The organism is Mycoplasmopsis phocirhinis (assembly GCF_004216495.1).
Classification (GTDB): Bacteria; Bacillota_I; Bacilli_A; order Mycoplasmatales; family Metamycoplasmataceae; genus Mycoplasmopsis; species Mycoplasmopsis phocirhinis.
In genome coordinates this window covers 201540-224998 of record NZ_CP034841.1, presented here as the reverse complement: position 1 = coordinate 224998, position 23459 = coordinate 201540, and the positions used below count along the sequence as shown (strand labels likewise).

Genomic DNA, 23459 nt, shown 5'->3' with positions numbered 1-23459 from the left:
CAACAATATTTAACAAGTAAATTTCTATTAAAAAAAGCGATTTTAAAATAATAACATTTAAGCATGGAAAAATTGATAGAAATAAAAACCGAAAATAGATCATTGCCGGTGTTAAAACCTATAGCATTTTTACCAGACTTTATTGAAAAATTAAAAGGAGAAAGTTTAAAGTCAAATGTAATTATGTTAGTCGCTGAAGATGAGGATGATATGTTTTTTGTTGCCTGTGAAAAAGAGTGAAAACCTGACTTTGATAATAATGATGATTATATAAAAATCAAAACTAGTGATGGTGTTTGTGAGGATGGCAAAATTAAAGAAATCACATTGGCTAAAGGTATTAATATTAATACTATTTACAAAATGAATTATTATGAATTAATGAAAAATTTAGTCACAGAACCTGATTTTGACCTTGAACCTTATTTAGGTATAAATAATCAACTCGAAATAGTAGATCGCATAAGCAAAAAACTTAACGAAGTTAGCTCATTACCTAAACTTGTTGTTATTAGAAAAACTAAAAAAACAACTCAAAATAGCAAAAATAGCAATAAAATTCAACATCTCGAATAGAAAAATTAGCATATGTGCTAATTTTTTGCTTTTTAAAGAATTAAATTTCAAATTTATCTAAATTAGGCATTAAAGTAAATGCTTGTGCTTCAGGGCCGGTATGAACTGCTATAACAGAGGAATTAAATTTTTTATTTACAAATTCAATTCCTTTTTTTTTGAATAAATCCAATGCAAATAAGTTAAATTCATCATCAATTCCAGTTACGCTAAAAATTTTATATTCTTGAACAAGTGCGTTCGTGCTTAAACCTGTGAATTCTTCAAATTTAGCAATAATTTGTTTAATAACGCCTTTAGGGCCACGACCAATGCCTCCCATCGCTGTTCCTTGCAAGTCAAATTTAACATACGGCGATAATTTAACTATACTCATAGCACCTAGCATAAACTTTTTAAACGAACTGACTCGACCACCTTTTACTAAATAATCAATATTTTTTGGAAAAATGAAAGTAAGTGTTTTTTGTTTGATTTCATTTATTTTTTCAATCAATTTATTGATGTCCTGGTGTTTTTGAAAATGTTTAACACCATATTGAGCAACTTCTAAATATTGATCAGCTACAAAAGCGTTTTCTATAATGTGTAAATTTTTAAATTCATTTACAAAATTAGCGGCCGCACTACTTGTTGAAGATAATTTACTTGAAATTGGTAAATAAATTACTTCATCAAATTTTGAACACATTTGTTTAAACACCTGCTCAAACCAAGCTAAATACGGAAGTGAGGTTTTAATATTCTTGCTTTTGGCTATTTTTTCCAGCAACTCACGACGATTTACTTCAACGCCGTCTAAATAAGAATGATTATCAATTTCGGTAATTAAAGGGATGTAACCATAACCCATTTTTTCCGCTTCATCTTTGGTCATACACACAAATGAATCAAAAATAAATCCAATTTTTTTCATTTTGTTCCTCCCGAGTATTATATTTATTATATATTTAGTTAAATTTATTCGTATATCTATATTTAATGCATAAATGTTGTTTGTAATATTCTTCGATATTGTCAGGCAAATTTTCTCAATAAATTTTTACATCATTTAATTGATTCACGTTTTGCACAAAATCAACTAGTTTTAAAAATATTTCTGTGTCGTGAACTATTTTTTTTGTTAATTTAGCCGAAACTACATAATTTTTAATTTTATTCAATCGCAAATATTCATTCAATTTTATGTTTATATTTTCAATATATAAACCTATTTTGATATCATTATTAATCTTTGTGTGCTCAATTATTTTATCAATTAAATCAAAATTAAACTCATCGCCGTGTTGTTGTAAAATATACAAAGTATTAGGACGAATTAAGGAGCTTAAATTATTGTATAAAACGAATTCATTAGCAAAAATCATTAAAGGTTCGCCGTTAATCGCTGTGTCTAATTGATATTTAAGCAGTGCTGTATCATATTTAATTTTATTAAAATTAATTTGGTTTAAAAAATTAACATCATCTAGGTTTATACCAGCAATTTTAACCAAAGAAATATTGTAATTATCGTTATTTTTGTCATTATTAACATCAATAATAAATGTATATTCTTTAACAAAACTACCAATATCGATTTTTTGTTCATAATCGGCATTTTTTACAATAAATTCATTGATTTTTTCTTCATTTAAACTACTTTTATCGCCAGCAAAATATGTTTTAAATGTTGGGTTTAAGCCAGTTGATGTCAACAATATATATTTTGATTGAACTATTAAATCAATCAATGTTTTTGGATCACTAGGTCATAAATCGCTAAATAAAGTTATATTTTTCACAAGTGTTTTAAATTTTAAATTTGCATTTAATTTAATTATTTTTTTGCTTATTTGCTTTTCTACTTTTTTTAATTTTGCAAGAGTGTTTATTTTATTAAAAAAAATGAAAATTAAACCTTGTCAATAAAAAAAATTAATTTGGTGTTGTTTAAGATTTAAGAATTGAGTTAATTTTTTTCAAATATAATGATTATTAGGATTAATAATTTGTTGAGGGTTAAAAGCTAAAAAACAAATGAATTTTGATTGTCTATATTCGAATAATTCGTTATGCGTTTGGATAAAATTAGTATATTGAATTGAGGGGATATTTATTTTTTCAGTTAAATAAAGTGAAATTATAAACTCATCGCTGTTTTCATATCGTTTAATATGAATATCAAAATTTATATTTTTTTTAGCGAAAAAATTTTGTTTTGAAACTATATTTTTAAACGGTGAATTTAAAACAACATTTACATTTGGCACTTGATTATTGATAATTTGGGTTATTGTGGCAGCGATGTTTTTATCTAAAAAATTAAGTAATGTGTCTATTTTATAAAATTTATTTTTTAATATAAGATTATTAGCATTATCAAAAATAAAATTAGAATTTTTTTGAACTGCAGTTATTCTAATTAAAGCATGCTTTTTTATGTTATATTTAAAAATAGCAAAGCCATAATTATTATGTTTTTTTATTTTTGCTAGCTGAAAATAAAAAAACATAGATATTAGCAATACCACCAGTATAAATAAAGACAAAAAAATAAATAAAATCCTGTTATTTATCATTATTTCCCGTGTGGCGTAATAACCTAATTCCTAAAAAATATCTATCTATAGTTTTCTCTTGACCACTAGGTTTAAATTTAATAGTTAATGTTGAAGCATTAGCATTTAAAACTGTACCTTCTCCAAATGATGGATGAGAAACAATATCGCCAACTATTATATGTGAATTAATTCGCTTAATTTCTTTTTCATCCGTTATTTCCTCTGCTACATAATCTTTTGCTAGAATATGGGCATCAGAATTAATTCCTAGTTCTTTAATAAATTGTGAAGGTTTTTTTTGAATGGTTTTATCTTTAGCAATTTGAAAATTACCCGAAGAATCCGAAATAAATAGACGTTTTTTGGCTCTAGTTAAAGCAACATATGCTAAACGCCTTTCTTCTTCAAGAGCTTCTTTATTTTCACTTTTTAACACGTTAAAATGAGGAAAGACATTTTGTGACATACCGACAATGAAAATGTTTTCGAATTCTAAACCCTTAGCTGAGTGTACAGACATAATTGAGACATAATTATTACCACTATCAAATTCATCGCCATTAGACATTAATGAAACCGATTCTAAATAATCGCCTATTTTTTTATCTGGGTTATTTTGTTCTCATGATTTAATTAAATGAATTAATTCATAAATACTTTCTTTGCCTTCGCCTTTTAAATTAACATCACTAGCTATATATTCAAAATAACCAATTTTTTCTAACATTTTTTGTAAAACAACATGAATTTTATTTGTTTGTAAAGCCTTATGATATAAATTAATAGTATTAACAAAAAGAACAATACGACGTTTAATATCTTTTGAAGTTGGCAAATCCATATAGTATTTATTTAATGTGTCTCAAAGAGACATGTTTTTTTCGCTCGCAAATTTTTGTAAATTAGCAAGGGTGTGAGTATTAATTTTACGACTAGGGGTGTTTATAACTCGCAGTAAGGATAATTCTAAATAGTCATATGCTAATCTTAAATATGCCAGAGCATCTTTAATTTCACGGCGTTGATAAAATTTTTGACCATTTAATATTTTGTGGTTAATATTTTCATCGTTCAAAGCTTGCTCTAAATAAGCAGTATAATTATTTGTTCGTGAAAAAATAGCAATATTTTTTAGTTGAATTTTTTGTTTTTTTAACGAATTAATTTCACGTACCACTCATTGTGCTTCGGCTTCAGAACTATGTGCGTGCATATAAGTGATGTCTATTCCTTCTTGATCACTAGTGCTTATCAAATCCTTGCTGAATCTTTTTTTATTATGTTTAATTAATTTATTCGCGGCATCTAAAATTTTTTGAGTTGAACGATAATTTTGGTTTAAAACAATTGTTTTTGAATTTGGAAAATCATTTTCAAAATCAAAAATAGTTTGTGAGTCGGCACCTTTTCAAGTATAAATTGTTTGGTCAGGATCTCCAACGATAGTTAGCATTGTATTTGGTCCAGTAATTTTTTTAACAATTTCGTATTGAATACGAGAAATATCTTGAAATTCATCTACCATCACATATGAAAATTTATTAGCTCATTTTTGAGCTACTTCTGGAAATTTTTCAAAAAGCAGATTTGTTTTAACAATTAAATCATCATAATCTAAACTCGCATAATCTTGAAGGTATTTGTTGTAATCGGCATAGATTTTTGCTATTTTTTTATTATAAATATCATTAGAATCTCTATCAGAAGATTTTAAATGATAAAACAATTCATCTTCGGTTAAATTATTGAATTTAGCAAAAGAGATATTATCTCAAATCACACTTTCACTTTCGGGTGTAACTTCGTTTAGTTGTTCGCCTAAATTTTCTCTAATCCTTTTTAAAATAGCCTTTTGATCAATTAAATCAAGAATTTGAAAATCATTTTTTATTCCTAAATAATGAGAGTCTTCACGCAATATTTGTGAACAAAGCAAATGAAAAGTTAAGGCTTGAAATTTTTCGCTATTAGGGTTTATGTAATATTTTATTCTTTGTGTCATTTCATTTGCTGCTTTATTTGTGAAAGTAAGAGCAACTATTTTAGATGGTGAAACATCCATTTCTGTAATTAAATAAGCAATTTTACGAGTTAAAACACGAGTTTTACCTGAACCAGCACCAGCAATAATGCGCAAAGGTGATGTAAAATGAAACAGGGCTTGTTCTTGTTCTTTATTTAATTGGGATAAAATCATTTCTCTTCTAGTCATTATCTACCTCTCTAAAAATTATTTCAACTTTTTTTGTTTTAAATGGCACAAGTTTTATTTGATTAAATTTATCGTTTTGATTAAAATGTTTTATATAAACAACACGATAAGAAAAAATTTTTTCAAATAGCCCACTATGTTTTTTTGTGGCTAAAATCAAAGCATAATTTAACAAAATCAACAATGTTCAAACACCGGTTAAAACAGATATGATTCGAGCAATAAATACTAAATTTAAATCTAAATTATTTAATGCCGAAATATTTTGAACATATAAATTTTGAATTTGTGATGTTTGAATACCAACTAACATAATTAAAATTATTAACGAATAAAAACCAAAATTGAAACCATAAATTATCAAGCATTTCACTAATTTGTTTTTTTTAGTTTTTATCAAAATTTGAAGCCTTGTTAAGATTAAACCTAAACTACGATAATTTCAAAAAAACGGGATTACAACGAACAAATTTAAACTAATTAACCAAGAAAATATTAAAAATGTGTACCAAGAAGCAATCTTAATTTCATTATTAGTTGAATTGAAATTCAATATTTTTCACAATCCTATAATTAAAGAAACAAAAATAAAAAAATCAATTAAATTTGAGGCAAAACGCCGCCAAAATGAAACATTTTTATGTAAGAATTTCATTAAAGGTTTTTATAAATTTGCACAGCAGTTTCTAAATTTAATAATTTTTTTAAATATCCTGCTTCTTTATTGATTTTATTAAAATAGCGATTAACTAAAAATACTTGCGAATTTTCATCATGATATTTTTTCAATAATGTATAAAGATCTTTTAAAAATTTTTGTGCTCGTTTTTCATTAAATTTTTTACGTGAATCAAAAATGTAGTGTAAAACTTTAAATACTGAAAATTGTCTTGAATTCAAAAAACCTAATAAAACAATCTGTAAAAAATACAATTTAGCATATGTAATTTCCGAAAGCAAATCTAAATTATTGGTATTAATAAAATTTTCAATTATTTTGAATTGGGCAACAAAATTATTTGGAGCAAGTCAAGTTGAAGATGAAATATGTTCTTTAACAAGGGAAATATTTCAATATAAATATGATTCAGCATTAACTAACAAAATATATAATAATTCGGTCGCGAATTTAGTATCATTCATTTCTTTCACACGATAATTCATAAATTGTTCAATATAACTTTTTTTAAAAACTTTATTAAAAATAAATGGAAATGCGTAAGCAATAAAATCTGGATTATCTTTTTTATTAATTATTGAGTTTGTATTTATTCTTGAATAAGGATGTCATTTAATTGAACCAGTCAAATTTGGTCTAAATTCCAAAATATGAGGTTGATTATCAGTTAATTTGTCAGTTAAAATTCTTACAAAATTTTTCTTGATAACCGAATCGGGACTTAACACATACACATATTGATTTTTTACCAAATGAAATGCAGCTAAAATATCACTTTGAATGCTTTTATGTTTTTGGTTAAAAACAACTTTAACTCTGGAACCAAAAAATTGGATATTGTTTTCAACTATTGAATATATTTTTTTGTTGGGTTTAGAAATAACAAAAATAACTTCAAAATCTTGATTGTTTTGGTTGCGTAAAACGCCAGAAATATATTCAAGTTCTTTTCAGTGCGTGATTGAAGGCGTAATAATTGATAATTTCATCTAACTCCTTATAGTTTACATTTTAATATTGCCCGATGTACGAGGATAAGGGATTACATCGCGGATGTTATCAACGCCGGTTACAAACATCACTAAACGTTCAAACCCAACTCCAAAACCACTTGAACCAGAATCGCCAAAACGTCTTAAATCAAGATATCATTGTAATTCTTCTTGGCTAATTCCAACTTCATTAGCTCGGTGTAATAATTTATCATAATTAACTTCACGCTGGCTACCACCTATTAATTCTCCAATTCCAGGAACTAATAAATCAAATGAGGCGACTGTGTCATTATCTTCATTTTGGTGCATATAAAATGCTTTAAATTCTTTTGGAAAATTAATAATTGCCACTGGACCTTTTGCAACATTAGAAGCTAAGTATTTTTCGTGTTCAGTTGCAAAATCTAAACCAAATTCTATATTTTGATCTTCAAAAATTTCCTTTACTTTTTGCAATTCTTTTAATGCATCACGATAGTCAAGAATGGCAAGTTTAGTGTTAATGAATTTGTTTAAATTATTTAATAATTCACTATCAATATTGTCAACTAAAAATTTAAATTCCTTGGGGTGAATTTCAATAGTGTTTTTAATTACTGTTTTAAGAAAATCGTCAGCTAAATTAATAATGTCATTTAAATCATAAAAAGCAACTTCGGGTTCAATCATTCAAAATTCAGCGGCATGTTTTTTTGTGTTTGAGTGCTCAGCTCTAAAGGTAGGAGCAAACGTATAAACTTTTTTAAATCCGATCGCATAACTTTCTGCGTGTAATTGGCCCGTAACTCCTAATGTAGCTTTTTTATCAGCGCCAAAAAACGGGTTTTTTGAATTTGAATCTCTAACCTCAAATGTTTCACCAGCCCCTTCACCATCGTTTGAGGTAATAATAGGAGCATTGAAATATAAAAAATTGTTTTTAGCGAAATATTGATGAACTTGTAATGCTAATGTTGAGCGAATTAACATTACGCACCTTAATAAATTCGTGCGGTGTCTTACATGAGGAATTTCTCTTAAAGTTTCGAGATTAATGACTTGTTTTTGAATCGGATAATCTAAATCTGTATCTCTTAATAATTCGAATTCATTTGCCACCAATTCTAAAGGTTGTGGGGCATTTGGCGTTAAAGTTATATTTCCTTGAACTCTAATTGCTGCTCCTAAATGAACTTGAGATAAAATTTCAAAATCAAAATTATCGCCTTTTAAGGCTACTTGTAGATTTTGCACACTAGAACCATCATTAATTTCAATAAATCTAATTTTTTTATTACCTCTATTAGCAACTACTCACGCTTTAAATTCTAATTTAGCATTTGCATAATCTAATTTATTTAAAAATAAATGTTTAATTGTAATTTCAGTTTGCGACATATTTCTCCTTAATTTACTAATAATGACATTGTTATTTACACAAATTTACTTTGTTTTTATTCAAACACTAGTTAGTCAAATTTAATTTAGATATAAATAAATATAATAAATTATACTAAATTTATTGATTTAAATTATTTACTTGGTATCTAATAAAAATTAAAAAATCATTTTTGTCAATAAAAATACTGAAAAAATGATTGAAATTAGTCTTTATAAAATAAAATTATTTAGTACCACAAAACTAAGAATAAATACAATAATTATTGAAACAAGTTCAGCTATAGAATTTAATAAAACTAATGATAAATTAGATGGGTCTTTTTTTAGACAAACATAAATAATAGGAATTAGAGCTGAAATTAATTGAACTAAAGTCATTGCAATAATTAAAGCAATTGAAATTGTAATTATAATTGCTCATGATTTAAGCATAAATTTAGTTAAATCACCAGTAGCGGCTAAGAATATACTCATTCTCGCAACATTAACAAAAGCTAAAAATAAGCCAAAACTAAAACCAATAAGTGTTTCTTTAAAAATTACTTTTTTGTAATCGCCTTTTTCGAGTAAATCCATTGTTAGAGCTCTTTTAATTGTTATGTTAGTTTGAGCTCCGCCGTTTCGAATAACAGCATTTATAGTCGGAATAAATACAACAAAACTAATAAATAGACTTAACATTGATATATTTAATTGTTGAATAAATGTTGAAAAAACATTTTTAAATAAAAAATATGCAACTATTTCTAAAAGTGAAGAGAACAATAAAATAATTAAGCCTCACAAAATTCTATGTTTTAAAAGAGCGTATCAAGGTGTTTTTAAATATTCTTCAGCCTGTCATGCTTTTGAATTAATACCAGCCATTTTATATAAATCTTCGGTTGCTGCTTCGTGAATCACATCAATAACATCATCACTAGTTATCATACCGATTAAACGTTTGTCTTGATTTATTACTGGTAGCACAGACATATCATGCTCACTAAAAATTTTAGCTGCTTGTTCTTGTTTATCATTAGCTGAGATTGATGTAACTGGCGAATAAATGTCATCAATTTTAGCATTAGCATTGGCAAAAATTATTTCTTCTAAAGTTAAAACACCTAATAATTTTTGAGTAGCATCGACTACATAATAATAATGAACTAATTCAGCTTTATTTTTTGAATAATCACGCTTGATTTTAAACAATGCTTGTTCACAAGTATATGTATTTTGAATTGAGGAAATGTCAATACTCATGATACTACCCACTTCATCGTCAGCATAACTTAAAATTTTATTAATTTCATTACGTTTTTCTTGTGGAGTATAGGCAATAATTTTACTTGTTACATTAGCCGGTAATTCTTCTAAAACATCAGCTAATTCATCACTTTGTAATTCTTGGAGCATTTTCATGCTTCATTCCTCGCTAAAACCTAGTGCTAATTCTCTTTGGTGTTCGGTTTCTAAATAAGAAAAAACTTCGGCGGCATCTGGCGTTTTAAGCATTCTTAAAAAAGTAATTTGTTGATCATTTTCTAATTCTGCAAGAGCTGCAGCAATATCAGCATTAGGAATTTCATCGATTAAATCTCTTGCTCGCTTTATATCTTTTGTTTCAACAACGAGCTTAATATCATTCTGAATTTGTTTTTCATCGTTTGGTGTCATTTTAATCCTTTAAATATTTGATTAATTGTTCTTGAAATTGTTCAAGTCTAATTTTAAAAAATGTTCCGTTTTTTACAAATCTTACATCGCCGCTCTCTTCACTTACAATGATTGTAAGTGCATCACAAACTTCACTGATGCCAATAGCAGCACGATGTCTAGCCCCATAGTGATTATCTATTGATTTTTTAGATATTTTATAAAAAGTTGCTGCGTAGTGAATTTTATTATCTCTAATTATTACGGCTCCGTCATGAAGTGGAGATTCTTTATTAAAAATAGCAATCAATAACGACGAACTTATATCCGCGTCTAAAATTAATCCATCAGTTCTTAGGCTATCTAAATTATCAGTATTTTCAATTGTAATTAAAGCTCCCGTTTTAGTTTTTGAAAAATGTTCGACTGCTTCACGCAATTGATTAATTAACCTAATTTGCGAACTGCTGCCTAGTTTTTCAAAACGTTTTTTAGCAAATTTAGCTCTTGATAAATCAATAATTTTAGGTAAAATTATTGCTAAAATAACAACAATTAATAAAGCAAAAGTTAAATATAAAATTATGCTATTTGTTTTTAAAACATTGTTCTGTTCTGTGTTAAAATTCTGGTTCATTTAGTTCTCGATTCGACCTATAAATATTGCCACAATTAGCAAAATAATTATAATGGCGATTGAAGAAACTATGCCTATATATTTTTGAATTTTATGTTTTTTTAATTCTTTTGCGTCAAGTTTGTCTTGATTTAATAAACATTCAACATTATCGCATTCTTGTTCTTGCATTGTATCAGGTTGAACTAAAGAAGGATTTTGTAATAACAATTTATTTTCTTCATGAAGTTTAAGCAATTCTTCTCGTCTTTTTTGAATTTTTAATTGCGAAATAATTGGATCTTTTTCTGTGTTTGCCATTTTGCCTCCCGTTAATATTTAATATATATTATATAATAAGTGAATGAAAAATGAATCGTTGTATTGAGATGGCTATTTTATGGCTTTGGCTAAAATATCTGCCATGCGCTCAAAAGACCCAAACACAAAAGTGGGGGCATGTATTATTGATGGAGATAAAAAAGTAATTGGATTAGGCTATAACGGAATGCCCGGAGGTATTGATGATGCATTTCCTTGAACAAGAAACAGCATTGACAACAATATATCTAAAACCAAATATCCTTATGTAGTTCACGCAGAAATTAACGCAATTATCAATGCTTTTGGTAAAACTAAAAACGCAATTTTATACACCTCGCTTTATCCGTGCTCAAATTGTGCTAAAACCATTGTTCAAGCAGGTATTAAAACAATTATTTACGAAAATGACAAATATCACAACACTGAAGACGCTAAAATCGCCAGATATATTTTGCAAAGTTGTGGTATAGAATCTAGACATCTAGCACTACAAACTAGTATTGAAGTAAAAGTAGGTGACAAAAATTTTGTTCTTTAAAAAAACTAATTCAACATATGGTAACCATTCCGTATTTTGAATATTTAAATATTTAAAAATGTTAAAAAAATTAATATTGTGCTATACTAACCCCGTAACGATACTATAATGGTAATGTTACAAAACAAAAAACCGGAAACACAAATTAAAATATTTTCATTTTTTATCCAACAATCGTTATTCCCCTTAAATTAACGATTGAATCAAATTTTTATAATTTTAATAAACGGAGAACCCCAACTCCGTTTTTTCTTTTTGCTAACTACAAATAAGATAATTTTGACAGCAATCTTTAAATTTTAAATTTATATAATCGCTATTTTGACTCTTAATAATATAAATAATATTAAGGTATAATTAAACAATTAATTATGAGGAAAATATGAATTCAAAAGTAAAAAAAAGTATAGTAGTTATAGCAGCTACATTAACTGCAACTATAAGCGTTGGAACAATTTTAAGTTTTATACCAACGCAGGAAAAAAAGTTAAAAAAGAGTAGTGAAATAAAGAATTTACAAACAAAAAACATTGATGATAATATCCCGACACTACCAAACAAAAACGAGCAAAAAAAACAAATTCAAAAACCCAAAAATTTTGTTAAATTAAGCAATCGTAAAAACGCAACTAATTTAATTTTAAAAGAGCAAAAAATTAATTATGTTGCTTTGGGTGATTCAATCACAGCTGGTTTTGTTGCGACATTAGATAAAGATTATCCAGGTAGATTTGAGAATGGAAAAGTAAGTGGAATTAGTTTTCCTGCTTATTTAGCACAATCTTTTAATAAAATCAATCGACTAGGAGAATTTTCAAATTTTGGAGTTTCTAGTTCTGAATTTTCTGAATGAAATTTGATCCTTAAATCTAACGGAGACGTTACAGCTTTAAACCCAGTTGAAATCAAAATAATCGAAGCAAGATTTGGCAAAAATTGACCGCAAATGTATGCTGAATTGAGTAAAAAATTACAAAGAGCAAATTTAGTTACTATCTCATTAGGTGCCAACGATTTCATTCATACAATTGCTAAAAGTATCGGTGAATTTCCTTTAGCAGAAATTGTAAAATTAATTAATTCAAATGATGCCAATTACGAATTAATAGCTAATACTATTTCTAAATTATTCAATGATTTATTCACAAATATCCAACAAAGACAGCTTTATTTTATAAATAAAATAAAAGAAATGGCACCTAAAGCAAATATAAATTTTATTGCTTTTCCAACTCCACTAAACACTATTTTAAATATGGTGGATCGTTATATTAATAATTATAACGACAACGCAAAATTTAGTATTAGCACATTACTTTTAAATTTAATTAATAAAAAAATCAAATTTGTTGCTAATAGTCAAAAAACTTTTTTTATAAATCCTTTCGACCATAGTTATTGAGTTCAAAATCAAAAAATGCTAACTCCTTCTCTTTTTGACATTCACCCAGGAGCAAAAGGTTATAAAAAAATGGCTCAAGATATTTTTATTAAATTAATATCAAACAATAGAGACCAAGAAATATTTGAACAAAACGGCATTTTATGAGATAGCGAATATTTTCAAAGCGATCAAGATTCATATTTAACTCAAATTCAAGTTGATGGCGAGTTTGAAACAATAAAAAAAGTTTTTGGCAATAATCAACATGATTATATTATTGATAATGATGAACAGACCGCACAATTAGCAGCTCATTTTAATAATCAAAATTATTTCAATCGTGTGCTGGATAACATTGGTTTAGAAGAAATTATTTTTGATCGTTTAATTGTCAACTCATTTGAAACAGACATATACAATTATCTAGACCCCCAAAACTTATTAAAAAACTTTTTTTTACGAAATAACAAAGAAAATTTAAATAGTTTAAAAACATGATTTAAAAACACTAAATTAGTACCAAATTTATTAAAAAACGTTGAACAAACATTTTGAACAAAAGATTGAGATGGCGATAATTTACCTGGTGCTAAAATAAACAAAATAACATATTTACTTGAAGCGTTTAAATCTGAATTAAGCGACGAAAGCAAAATTATAAATTTAATTTTTTCGTTAACACAAACAAAAGTTTTTAATCAAAATCTCGAAGAATTTAAAACCATTGTTGCTCAAGTATTAGGTAATATTTCCAAATTAGATATCACTAAAAATAAAATTTCGAGTGTTGTAAATTTATTCTATAATGAGCAAATTGCAAAATTTATTTCAAAAAATGATTTTGAAAGATTAATATCATTAACCTTAAATTCACAAACTTTTAAAGAAAACATTGCTCAAATAATAATAAACATTATTGAAAATAACCAAGATTTTGCTAAAAATAAAACATTTAGCGAATTATGACAAACCTTAATAAGCAATAATAAAAACCAACAGGCTTTAAAAAACATTATTGACAATTTATTTAGCGATTTACTGAAAAGTGATGAATTTAAACAAATTTTGGCTCGCAGCGTAAATAGAATTGTTATTTCATTTCCAAAATATTTTGAAGGCGTTCAACCAGGCAAATTAGGAAATTTAGCTGTTGATATATTAAATATTTGAAATGATTTAAATGATGAACTACAAATAAGTAGCAAAATTTCACAAAATTTAATCAATGAATTGAGTAAAAACACGCCAAATAATTTTTATTTTTTAACTTTTACACAAAACTTAGTCAATGAATTTAGTGAATTATTTAATAACGAAAACATTGAAAAAACCATTGTAAAAATAATCAAAAATGTGTCTAAAATTAACTTTGTAGAGTATCGCGAAACAATACAAATAATTTTAAGCAATATCATCAAAAATATAGATACAGATTCCGATCAGTTTAATGATATTCTTAATAAAATTTATGAAATTTTTAATTTAGAATCGCAAAATTATTTAAGCAAAAATGATTTTAAATCTTTAACCCAAAAATTAATTAAAGATGAATCTTTTCATAATTTATTAAACGCTCTTATCTTTGATTTAACAACACTAGATACAGCTTTATTGGAACGAAGTGAAACCTTTTTGGACTTAATTAAGTTATTGTTTAAAGATTTACGAAATTTACAAAGTCTTTCTCCAGCATTAAATTTAATAAAAAAAACACTAAATTATCCAGAATTTAACGCTTTATTTGAATCTTTAAAACAAACCTATTTAACTAATTCGAATGCAGATATAAACTTAGTTAAAAACTTGATTGTTGAATTTATTGATGATGAAAATTTACGTAATTTAGGAGTTAATTTTGTCCAAAATTCTCTATTAAAAAATAGTAGCAGTGTGAATAAAATTAAAGATTCTAATTATTTAATAAAATTATGATTACAAAACAATGAAAACAAAGAATTTGTTTTCAACAATGCAAAACAATTAATAAAAAAATTATTCAAAAGCGAAAGTTTTATTGAATTAGTATCTGTTTTAAGCCAAAATGAGCTAAATAAAGATGTACAACTAAGTGAAAAATTAACGTTAAATGAAATTAAAACTTTATTAAACGATTTATCAAATTTAACCGAAAATAATGAAGTTTGAAATTTAATATTGCAGCACATTGTTGATGAATTAGCAACTAATGGCACAAACATAAATATTTTAAATTTAAGTAAAAATGTTTTTTCAGTTCTTTTTGAAAATGAAAATATTTTAAATTTAATAAAGTTAGCTGACTCAATTAATTTTTTAACAAAAAATAAAGAAGTTATTAAAAAAATAGTATTTAATTTAACAAAAAAAACTACATTAGTCAATTATCTAAACGAAAAAATTTATAATTCTTTACCACAAGAATTTAAAGATTTAATAAATGAAACAGATTTTAAACAAGTGCTAAATAAAATTTTAACCAACAAAAAAACAGTCCAAATTATTGACACTTTTGTTGAAAGTTTACATAAAATTCCTAGCAAAAACATTCAATCATCAACTAACATATTTGACTTAATTAAGGAATTTATTATTCAAGTCAAACAAACAAATCTATTTGAAAATTCAACACAATTATTGGGCGAAATTATTGAGTATCCTGAATTAAATCGGTTATTAGATTATGTTAAAACATTATTACCAAATTCAATGAATAAAATTGAATTAAACTCGCTAGTTTCACTAATTAAAAATGTTATTTTATATCCAGAATTAAAAAATTTAATTTTCACTTTTTTAACTCAAGGATTACTAACAAATGATTTAAATTCAAATTTTGACATTATTGAGCTTACAAAAAATTGATTGTTAAATTCACAAACAAAAAATGAAACAAGACAAAATTTACAAGCTAGTGTCACCAAATTAATTAAAGATCAAAATTTTATTGATATTATTAGTCATTTAGCTTACGAATACCTTGAAAATAATAATTTAACAAACAATTTATCACTAGAACAAACTAAAATTTTTGTTCAGCATTTATTCAGTGATATAAACACTCTTGAAACTCAAATACCTATTATAGAAACAGCAACGCAAAAATTGATAGAAGAATTCACTGAATATGGTTCATCATTTGATTACCAACGATGAATAAATAACACTTGAAATTCAATTTTTAATAACGAGCAAAAAAACAACTTAATTGTTAAATTAAGCAAAGTAATTTTAGGTTCAAATACATTAAAACAAAGTAAAGATTATTTATCAACTTTAATTACAAATTTACTAATTTCAAGCAACACCAACAAAACAATCGCTCAAGCTATATATCAATCTATACCCAATACAGAATTTATTTCAAACAATAGAGAGCAATTCATTAATTTAACAATTAAAAGCTTGCAAAATGAAGAATTGAATCAATTAATTAAAGTTATTTTAATGAATGTTGATGAAATTGGTTCAAACGAAATTGCCAACTTAAATTCATTTTTAGATGTTGTGAAATTATTAATAAATAAATTTGTTGCTAATAACACAATTTCTAATTGAATTTCATTAATTTCTACAATATCAACTGACCAACAAATAATCGAATTTTTAGAACAAAACAAAAATAATTTTCCACCCATTTTACAAAATTTAAATTTTAACGAACTTGCATATGTGTTAAATAAAACATTAAACAACAACTCATTTAGCGACATAATTAAAAATTTACGAGATAGTATTTTAACTAACGCTGATAATTTAAATAAAATAACCGATATCAACGAATTTGTTAAAACTTGACTGAATAATCAAAATAACGAAAATCTAAAAAATAACATTGAAGTTTTAATTAAAAATTTATTAGATGATGAACAAACTTTAAATGTTATTTCAAGTTTAATTTACGCACAATTACAATTAAATCCACAATTAAGCAATAATATCAATTTTGATGAATTCAAACTATTGGTTCAATCGTTAATTACCAATTTAAATTCATACGATGATGAAAATCATTTATTTTCTCAAATTATTGATGTTTTATTAAACAACTTAGCAAATAACGGAGTTGAAATTAACATTATAGAAATTTTAACAAGCTCATTTACTTCGTTTTTTGAAAATGGTGATAAATTACAAAATTACTTTAATTTTATAAAAAATATTCTAAAAAACAATGTTGCTGGTAAAAACAAAAACATTATTAAACAAATACTAAAAAATCTTCTTTTAACCAACGCTAATAATAACTTTTTTATCGATTTAATATACCAACCAATTTCAGTTGAATATTCAAATTTAATCAATAAACAAGAACTAATAACCATATCTAATTTAATTGCTAATGATTCAAATTTTGAAGAATTTATAAATGAATTTGTAGATAATATCAGCCAGTTAAATGAGAACGAATTAAACAACAGTGTTTCAATATTTGATTTAATGAATAAAATAGTTAATAAATCAAACAACGATTCGTTATTAAATAGTTTAATAAGTTTAATTAAATCAATTATTAAATCTAGTGAAATAGACCCAATTATAAATAATATTAAATCAAATTGAGCCCGAAATTTTAATACTCTTGAAAATACTACTATTAAAAATCTATTAATAAATACACTCGATAATGAAAATTTCAAATTCATTTTCTTTGATTTTATTAAACATTCTCTTTTAAATTCAACTAATTCTCTAGATACGTTTACTCAACCAAAATTATTAATTCAAAATTGATTAGATAGCGAACAAAAAATAACACAAATAAGTTCAAAATTCAATAATTTTATTGAGCAATTACTAAAAAATAATGATTTTAAACAACTTGCTTCTAAATTATTGACAAGTTGACTAAATCATTATCAAAACAATGTTACTTTAGAACAAAGTTTAAATTTTATAGAAACTATTTTGGCAAGTTTTAACCTAATTAATGATAATTCGCATATATCTCAAGCTTTAACTGAACATTTTTTAACACATTTAACTAAAAATAAAATCAAAGTTCAACCTCTAGAATTAATAAAAGAATTAGCATCTATTTTTGAAAATGACAACACTAACACTTTAAATCGTGTTGTAGTTAAGATATTTAAAAATAATCAAATCAGTGCTCATCGCGAAATTGTAAAGGCGATAATAAAATCAAGTTTTAAAACAATTTCAAACAATGACATTGCCAAAAATATTTACACTGCATTTTCACCATTAATTGGCGAATATATCAGTGAAAATAATTTTGCTAACTTGTTAGTTAATATAAGCAACAACGATAAATTAGATGCTTTTGTGAATGCATTAGTTAATGATTTAGCTAATGTGGATGTATCCAATTTAGAAGAAAATGCTACTTTATTTGATATTGCTAAATCTATTTTTAAAAATATAGAAAATTATTCTTCATTTACTCCATTATTAGCGTATATTAGCGAAATAATCGCAAGCAATGAATTAGATAAAACTTATGAAGTATTACTCGCAAAATTACCAACAGAATTTACTGGAATTGCAGTTAGCGATTTTAAATCATTTTTGCAATTTATACTCAAAAACGATGAAATTCAAGATTTAATTAAAAGTTTAATTAAAAACGGATTATTTGCTGATAGTATTGATAAAAATTCAATTAAAAATATAAATGAAGTAATTAAACAATGACTGAGTGAACAAAGCAACAAAACAAATATCCAACAAAATCTTAAATCATTAATTCTTAAAATTACAAAAGAAGATTCATTTATTAATATGATTTCGCGAGTTTTATTTAACACTATGCTAAATAATTCTCCTTTAGCCCAAAACATTGATTTTGAACAAATAAAAAATTTAACTACTGCTTTATTAACTAATCTTGAGTTATGAGATAATAACACAGATTTTATCAATAAAATACTGACAATTTTAATTGAGAATATCGCTCAAAATGGCTTAAAATTAAATTACCAAAATGTTTTAAATCAAATTACTAATTCAATTTTTGATCTTCAAAATATTGAAAATTCATTAATAAATTTAGTTAAAACAACTTCGCAATTAAATATCATAACCGAACATAAAGAAGTTTTAAAAACTTTGATAAGTAACATAATTAAATATTTACCTAATAAATTAAATGTTGCTAAATCAATTTATGATTCATTACCACAAAGAATTCTTGATAGTATTCAAGGTCAAATTTCAGCACAAAATTTTGAAAATGTCATAAATGATACATTGAAAAATTCAGCTAACGAAATCAATGAATTATTGGCAACATTTCTTGATTTAAGTGAAAATAATCAACAAATTGCTAATATTAATTCCTTTGCTCAATTAATAAATATATTGTTAAATAATAAAGATAATAGATTAAAAATAAGCAACTATATAGAAGCAATTTTTACAAATTTATTAGCGCATCAAGATATGTTTGAGTTTTTAAATACACTTTGAAAACAAAATCTTATTAAATATGATGTTGATGTTGAAAACCCGGCTAATATTAAATTTGTGCAAGATTTATTTAAAGAATTGCCAACTTTAATTAAACAATTAAAATTAGTACCAAAAATCATCGATGGAATTTACAATAGTTCGCAAAATGATGTTTCAACTGAACAAATGCTTCAAAAAATGTTGAGTGAGATTTTGAAATCTCTTAATTTAAGTGATTACTCAATTTTAAAAATTATTTTACAATCCAATACATTAATAAACAACAAAGAGATATTAAAAATTGATATTTTAAAAATTGTTGAAAAAATAACTAGTGATGATAATTTAATAGAAAATTTTGTTAATGATTTTAATTTATTACAACCATTAATAAATCTTGGAATCGAGCATCAAGAAGCACTGAGTACTTTTAAAGAAACACTTAAATCAAGTGAATTAAAAAGTGTTTTAGATACATTTTTAAATGAAATTTTTGATAACAATACACAATATGCACAATTAGATAATTGAAGCAGTGCAATAGCAAAATTTTTTAACTCAACAAATGCCCAAAATCTAAAAACACCTTTAAAAAATTGAATTAAAAATTTATTTACAAATCATGAAAAAATTGGTTTAGCACTAGGTAAATTTCTAGCCAAAACTATGCAAGAAAACGGTATTACAATTCCGCAGGATGAAGTTATAAAAGTTGCTAAATTTATTCAAGAATTTACACGTGAATCTGCTAAAACTCAAATTGTCGATGATGTTGTAGAAGAGGTGTTTAATACTCTTAAATCTATTGCTAATAAACAACCAAGCGAAATTCCTCAATTATTACAAAAAGCATTTACAAAAGGTGCTTTGAAATTTATTTCTAGTGATGACGGAACGATAATGCTTGGTAAAATCTTTGAAAAAAAAGATATTTTCAAGCAAATATTAAATGGTATTAATTCTAAATCATATGTTGATTTTATCAATTTAATTTTCAAATATTCGCCTCGTAGTTTTAGCGAAGGAATATACGGAATTATGTTTGCTCCTAAAAACCAAAGTTCAAGTGTTAAATTTAATGCTTCTAGTGGTATAGGCGGTATTATTCGTGGTGAATTAAGTAGTTTTATCAAAATATTTATTCAACCTTTTGTTAAACAATATTATGAGGATTTAAGTAAAACTAATGCTTATACGAGTATAAATGATATGAAGCAAAATTCCCAAGCATTCCAAGCAATGTGAAGATTTTATGCTTTTATTTCAAGAATTTTATACGAAAATACTCCTTCTGGTTTATTCTGAAACGCAACTAATTTAACAACCGAAGCATATATAATGAATGCTTACACCGCGGCAATAAACGAGGAAGCACCAAAATATTGAAATAATAATTTAAAAACAAAATATATCTCACATCCTGATTGAATAGGTTTAGATCGAAACGGCAAAGCAATAAATTATTTTGTTTCAGGTTTACAAGAATTAACATATGGTTTTAGCAAATATCATTCTCGTGACAATGGTTTAAGAGATTATTTTTACGGACGAGACTATACTTTAGCCTACATTTATTGAGGAAATAATAACGATCAAAAATATAATAATGGTAAGAAAAAACGTGAAACATTATTAAATGATATGATTATTGGTTATCAGCCCGTTGATACTAAATAAATTATGGTACAATATAAAAATTAGGAGGTATTATGAGTTTAACTGGATGAGTGTTAACTATAATTTTTGTGTCTTTAATTGTTGGAGTTGTAGGTGGTTTTATCGGTTTTCTAATCGCACGTAAAAAAATCCAAAAACACTTAAAAGAAAACCCACCTATTAACGAAAAAATGATTAGAGCTATGTTTTTACAAATGGGACGTAAAGCTTCCGAACAACAAATAAAAAACGTAATGCGTTCAATTTATAATCAAAAATAATAATTCATCAACTAACACCATATAGACTATGGTGTTTTTATTTAGCTAAATTAATAAAGATAATATTAATCTTCTAATTTAGTCGATTTACTATATAATAATTACGATTAACATATATAAGTATGTTTGAACATTTACACAATAAATAATCAAAATTAATATAAAAGAGGATATAAATATGAACAAAAAACTTTATTTATCTCTTCTTTCTTTAGCAACAACTACTCCACTATTTGTTGCTGTTGCGTGCAACAGAGCTGAAAAAACACGCAAAAACGAAGAGATTAAAGAGATATCGCAACCAAATTTAAAACAAAACAAAAATTCAAGCGAAGATATCACAATAGCAACTGAGTTTAAATTAAACAATTTAGGTAAAATGATGAATTCAATTGAAATTCAAAATCGTTTTAACAAAATGTTACAAAATAAAAATACTAATGCACAAATAATCGAATATATTAATTTGTTTTTAGAAAATAAATTGCCACATACTTTAAACTCAATAAACATTGAAACAGTTAATAATGATTTAATTATTAATTACAGCGAAAATAATACATCTAAATCAATCAAATTGAGTGGTTTTGAAACATATAACGCTAAAAGTTCTGAAGAAGGCAAAAAAGAATTTGGAAAAATTAATATTGGCGATATTTCAATTTCAACAAGAGTTGGAAATGGAGGTGAAAAAATTGGGGCAATTGAATTCCAAGAATTATGAAGCAATCAATTTGATAAAACCAATGGCGATGGTATTAAAATGCTAGATTGAGCCGTTGAGAATAAATATTTAGATGTTGATGGAGATTATAAAAATTCACAATGAATATATACATTACACCGTAATTCTCATCACCATGGTGATTCCAATTTTCACACTTATATTTCAGCTGAAGATAAATTAACTGGTAGAATATATCGTGATTTTGATTTTAATGGACAACCAGGTTTTACACTTTTGGGCTGAAATTCAATCGCAAAATTAGCAAATATTCATATACATAAATTAATTTATGTAAATCAAAGCGGAAATAAAGCAACCACACAACAAATCGCTACTGAATTAAATGCTGCTCAGGATATAAATCAAAAATTAAATGTTATTTCTAAATACACTAATGAAGAATTTATTGAATTTAAAAATGGGAATAATGAAAATGTTGATTATAAAATCGAAATAGTGTCTAATCCCGAAGAAGATTTAAACCAATTAAGATTAAAAATATCTTTTAAAGGTAAAGCAGCAAGCGAATACCAAGATGAAAATTCAGCTTTAATAGTTTTAAATCGTATACATACCAATATAAAAATTGGCGATTATACATTTTACACTTCCGGGTATAACGGAAAATATCACGCAAGTGATTTATTATCTTGGTTAAAACCGGGAAATGAAAATGGCGAACATTTTCAACCATTAAATTCGTTTAAATCTGCTTTTGGATTTGAAAACATTACTAACGAGGAACAATTCAACACAAAACTGGAATTAATGAATAGTGATGAACTTGATAATGAACAATATCCGTACGGCAAAGATGCTTTAATTGTTTTAATTGAAGGTTTTGATAAAGATTACGGCATTATCAATGATAATCACGATGAACAAACAAAAGAATTTGTACAATCACTAACAAATAAATATGTTGGTAATAATGTTGTAGAAGGCAAACTAGATCAAATTTATAACGAAGCAGCAAAAGCTTCTAATGGAAGTTTAGTTCAAAAACAACAAGCGTTAATGACTTTACACAATAAATTGACTGAATACGCTGATAAAATCGGTAAAGTAGTAATCAATGATCGGATTAATTCTTTAGAACAAAGAATTAAAAAATACGATGAGCAACATATTGCTCATACTGTTTTAGATGCTTTATTAAATCAAGCTAAACAAATGTTAAATCAAAATACAGTATTAAGTGATCGTTTAGAATTAGCTGATCGCATTGATAGTGAATTAGAATATTTCCAATTCGGCGATACAACTCAAATGAATTTTGAAAATTTAGTTATGACTTTAAAAAACGTATTAGGTTTTAACATTGAATTTAATCAAAGCCAAAATTCATATAGTTATGAATTAGATCAAAATTTTGTTTTAAAAGATCACTTTTATTTAAGAAATGGGGAAAAAATAGAAGATTATTCAACATTAACATTAACAATTAATGTTACACAAGCTAATAATAAAATTCCTGTTAGTTTTAACTTATTATTTAAACATACAAATAGTTAAAGGCTTTT

14 protein-coding genes are annotated in these 23459 nt (G+C 25.5%); 5 read left to right on the top strand and 9 right to left on the bottom strand.

Going from position 1 to position 23459, the window contains the following annotated elements:
• The first annotated feature begins 63 nt into the window (after positions 1-63).
• Positions 64-576, top strand: a complete 513-nt coding sequence (locus tag EG856_RS00920; protein WP_130429270.1) for a hypothetical protein — start codon at positions 64-66, stop codon at positions 574-576.
• 40 nt (positions 577-616) lie between these two features.
• Here EG856_RS00920 and EG856_RS00915 read toward each other — a convergent pair whose 3' ends face one another.
• The 9 genes from EG856_RS00915 to EG856_RS00875 all read right to left on the bottom strand — a co-directional run bounded on the left by EG856_RS00915 (position 617) and on the right by EG856_RS00875 (position 10960).
• Positions 617-1492, bottom strand: coding sequence for a DegV family protein (locus tag EG856_RS00915; RefSeq protein WP_130429269.1), 876 nt, complete (start codon positions 1490-1492; stop codon positions 617-619).
• Between the two features lie 34 nt (positions 1493-1526).
• On the bottom strand, positions 1527-3137 hold the full coding sequence (locus EG856_RS00910; protein WP_408634170.1) for an MHO_4530 family protein: 1611 nt from the start codon (positions 3135-3137) through the stop codon (positions 1527-1529).
• A complete protein-coding gene (locus EG856_RS00905) occupies positions 3127-5331 on the bottom strand; it encodes an ATP-dependent helicase (protein ID WP_130429267.1) in 2205 nt (734 codons plus the stop codon). Before EG856_RS00905 ends, EG856_RS00910 begins: the two co-directional genes overlap by 11 nt.
• Positions 5324-5986, bottom strand: coding sequence for an RDD family protein (locus EG856_RS00900; RefSeq protein WP_130429266.1), 663 nt, complete (start codon positions 5984-5986; stop codon positions 5324-5326). The genes EG856_RS00905 and EG856_RS00900 overlap by 8 nt, the downstream gene beginning before the upstream one ends.
• Positions 5986-6999 (bottom strand): glycosyltransferase, encoded by a 1014-nt coding sequence (locus tag EG856_RS00895; RefSeq protein ID WP_130429265.1) that lies wholly within the window; start codon positions 6997-6999, stop codon positions 5986-5988. Before EG856_RS00895 ends, EG856_RS00900 begins: the two co-directional genes overlap by 1 nt.
• A gap of 15 nt (positions 7000-7014) precedes the next feature.
• The gene (gene asnS, locus EG856_RS00890; RefSeq protein ID WP_130429264.1) at positions 7015-8382 is read right to left on the bottom strand and encodes an asparagine--tRNA ligase; all 1368 of its coding nucleotides are present in this window, start codon (positions 8380-8382) and stop codon (positions 7015-7017) included.
• A 213-nt stretch (positions 8383-8595) separates the two neighbouring features.
• Complete coding sequence (gene mgtE, locus EG856_RS00885) at positions 8596-10044, bottom strand: magnesium transporter (protein WP_130429263.1); 1449 nt, start codon at positions 10042-10044, stop codon at positions 8596-8598.
• A gap of 1 nt (position 10045) precedes the next feature.
• Complete coding sequence (locus tag EG856_RS00880; protein WP_165381426.1) at positions 10046-10624, bottom strand: diadenylate cyclase; 579 nt, start codon at positions 10622-10624, stop codon at positions 10046-10048.
• Between the two features lie 36 nt (positions 10625-10660).
• Entirely contained in the window at positions 10661-10960 is a 300-nt protein-coding gene (locus EG856_RS00875; protein WP_130429261.1) for a hypothetical protein, read from the bottom strand.
• Between the two features lie 43 nt (positions 10961-11003).
• Between EG856_RS00875 and EG856_RS00870 the strand changes: the two genes are divergently transcribed.
• The 4 genes from EG856_RS00870 (at position 11004) to EG856_RS00855 (ending at position 23451) form a co-directional block, all read left to right on the top strand.
• Positions 11004-11501, top strand: coding sequence for a deoxycytidylate deaminase (locus tag EG856_RS00870; RefSeq protein WP_130429260.1), 498 nt, complete (start codon positions 11004-11006; stop codon positions 11499-11501).
• Positions 11502-11883: 382 nt separating this feature from the next.
• Complete coding sequence (locus EG856_RS00865) at positions 11884-20949, top strand: SGNH/GDSL hydrolase family protein (RefSeq protein WP_130429259.1); 9066 nt, start codon at positions 11884-11886, stop codon at positions 20947-20949.
• Positions 20950-20981: 32 nt separating this feature from the next.
• Positions 20982-21209: a YneF family protein gene (locus EG856_RS00860; RefSeq protein WP_130429258.1), complete on the top strand. Its 228-nt coding sequence runs from the start codon at positions 20982-20984 to the stop codon at positions 21207-21209.
• A 178-nt stretch (positions 21210-21387) separates the two neighbouring features.
• A complete protein-coding gene (locus tag EG856_RS00855) occupies positions 21388-23451 on the top strand; it encodes a hypothetical protein (protein ID WP_130429257.1) in 2064 nt (687 codons plus the stop codon).
• Positions 23452-23459 lie beyond the last annotated feature (8 nt).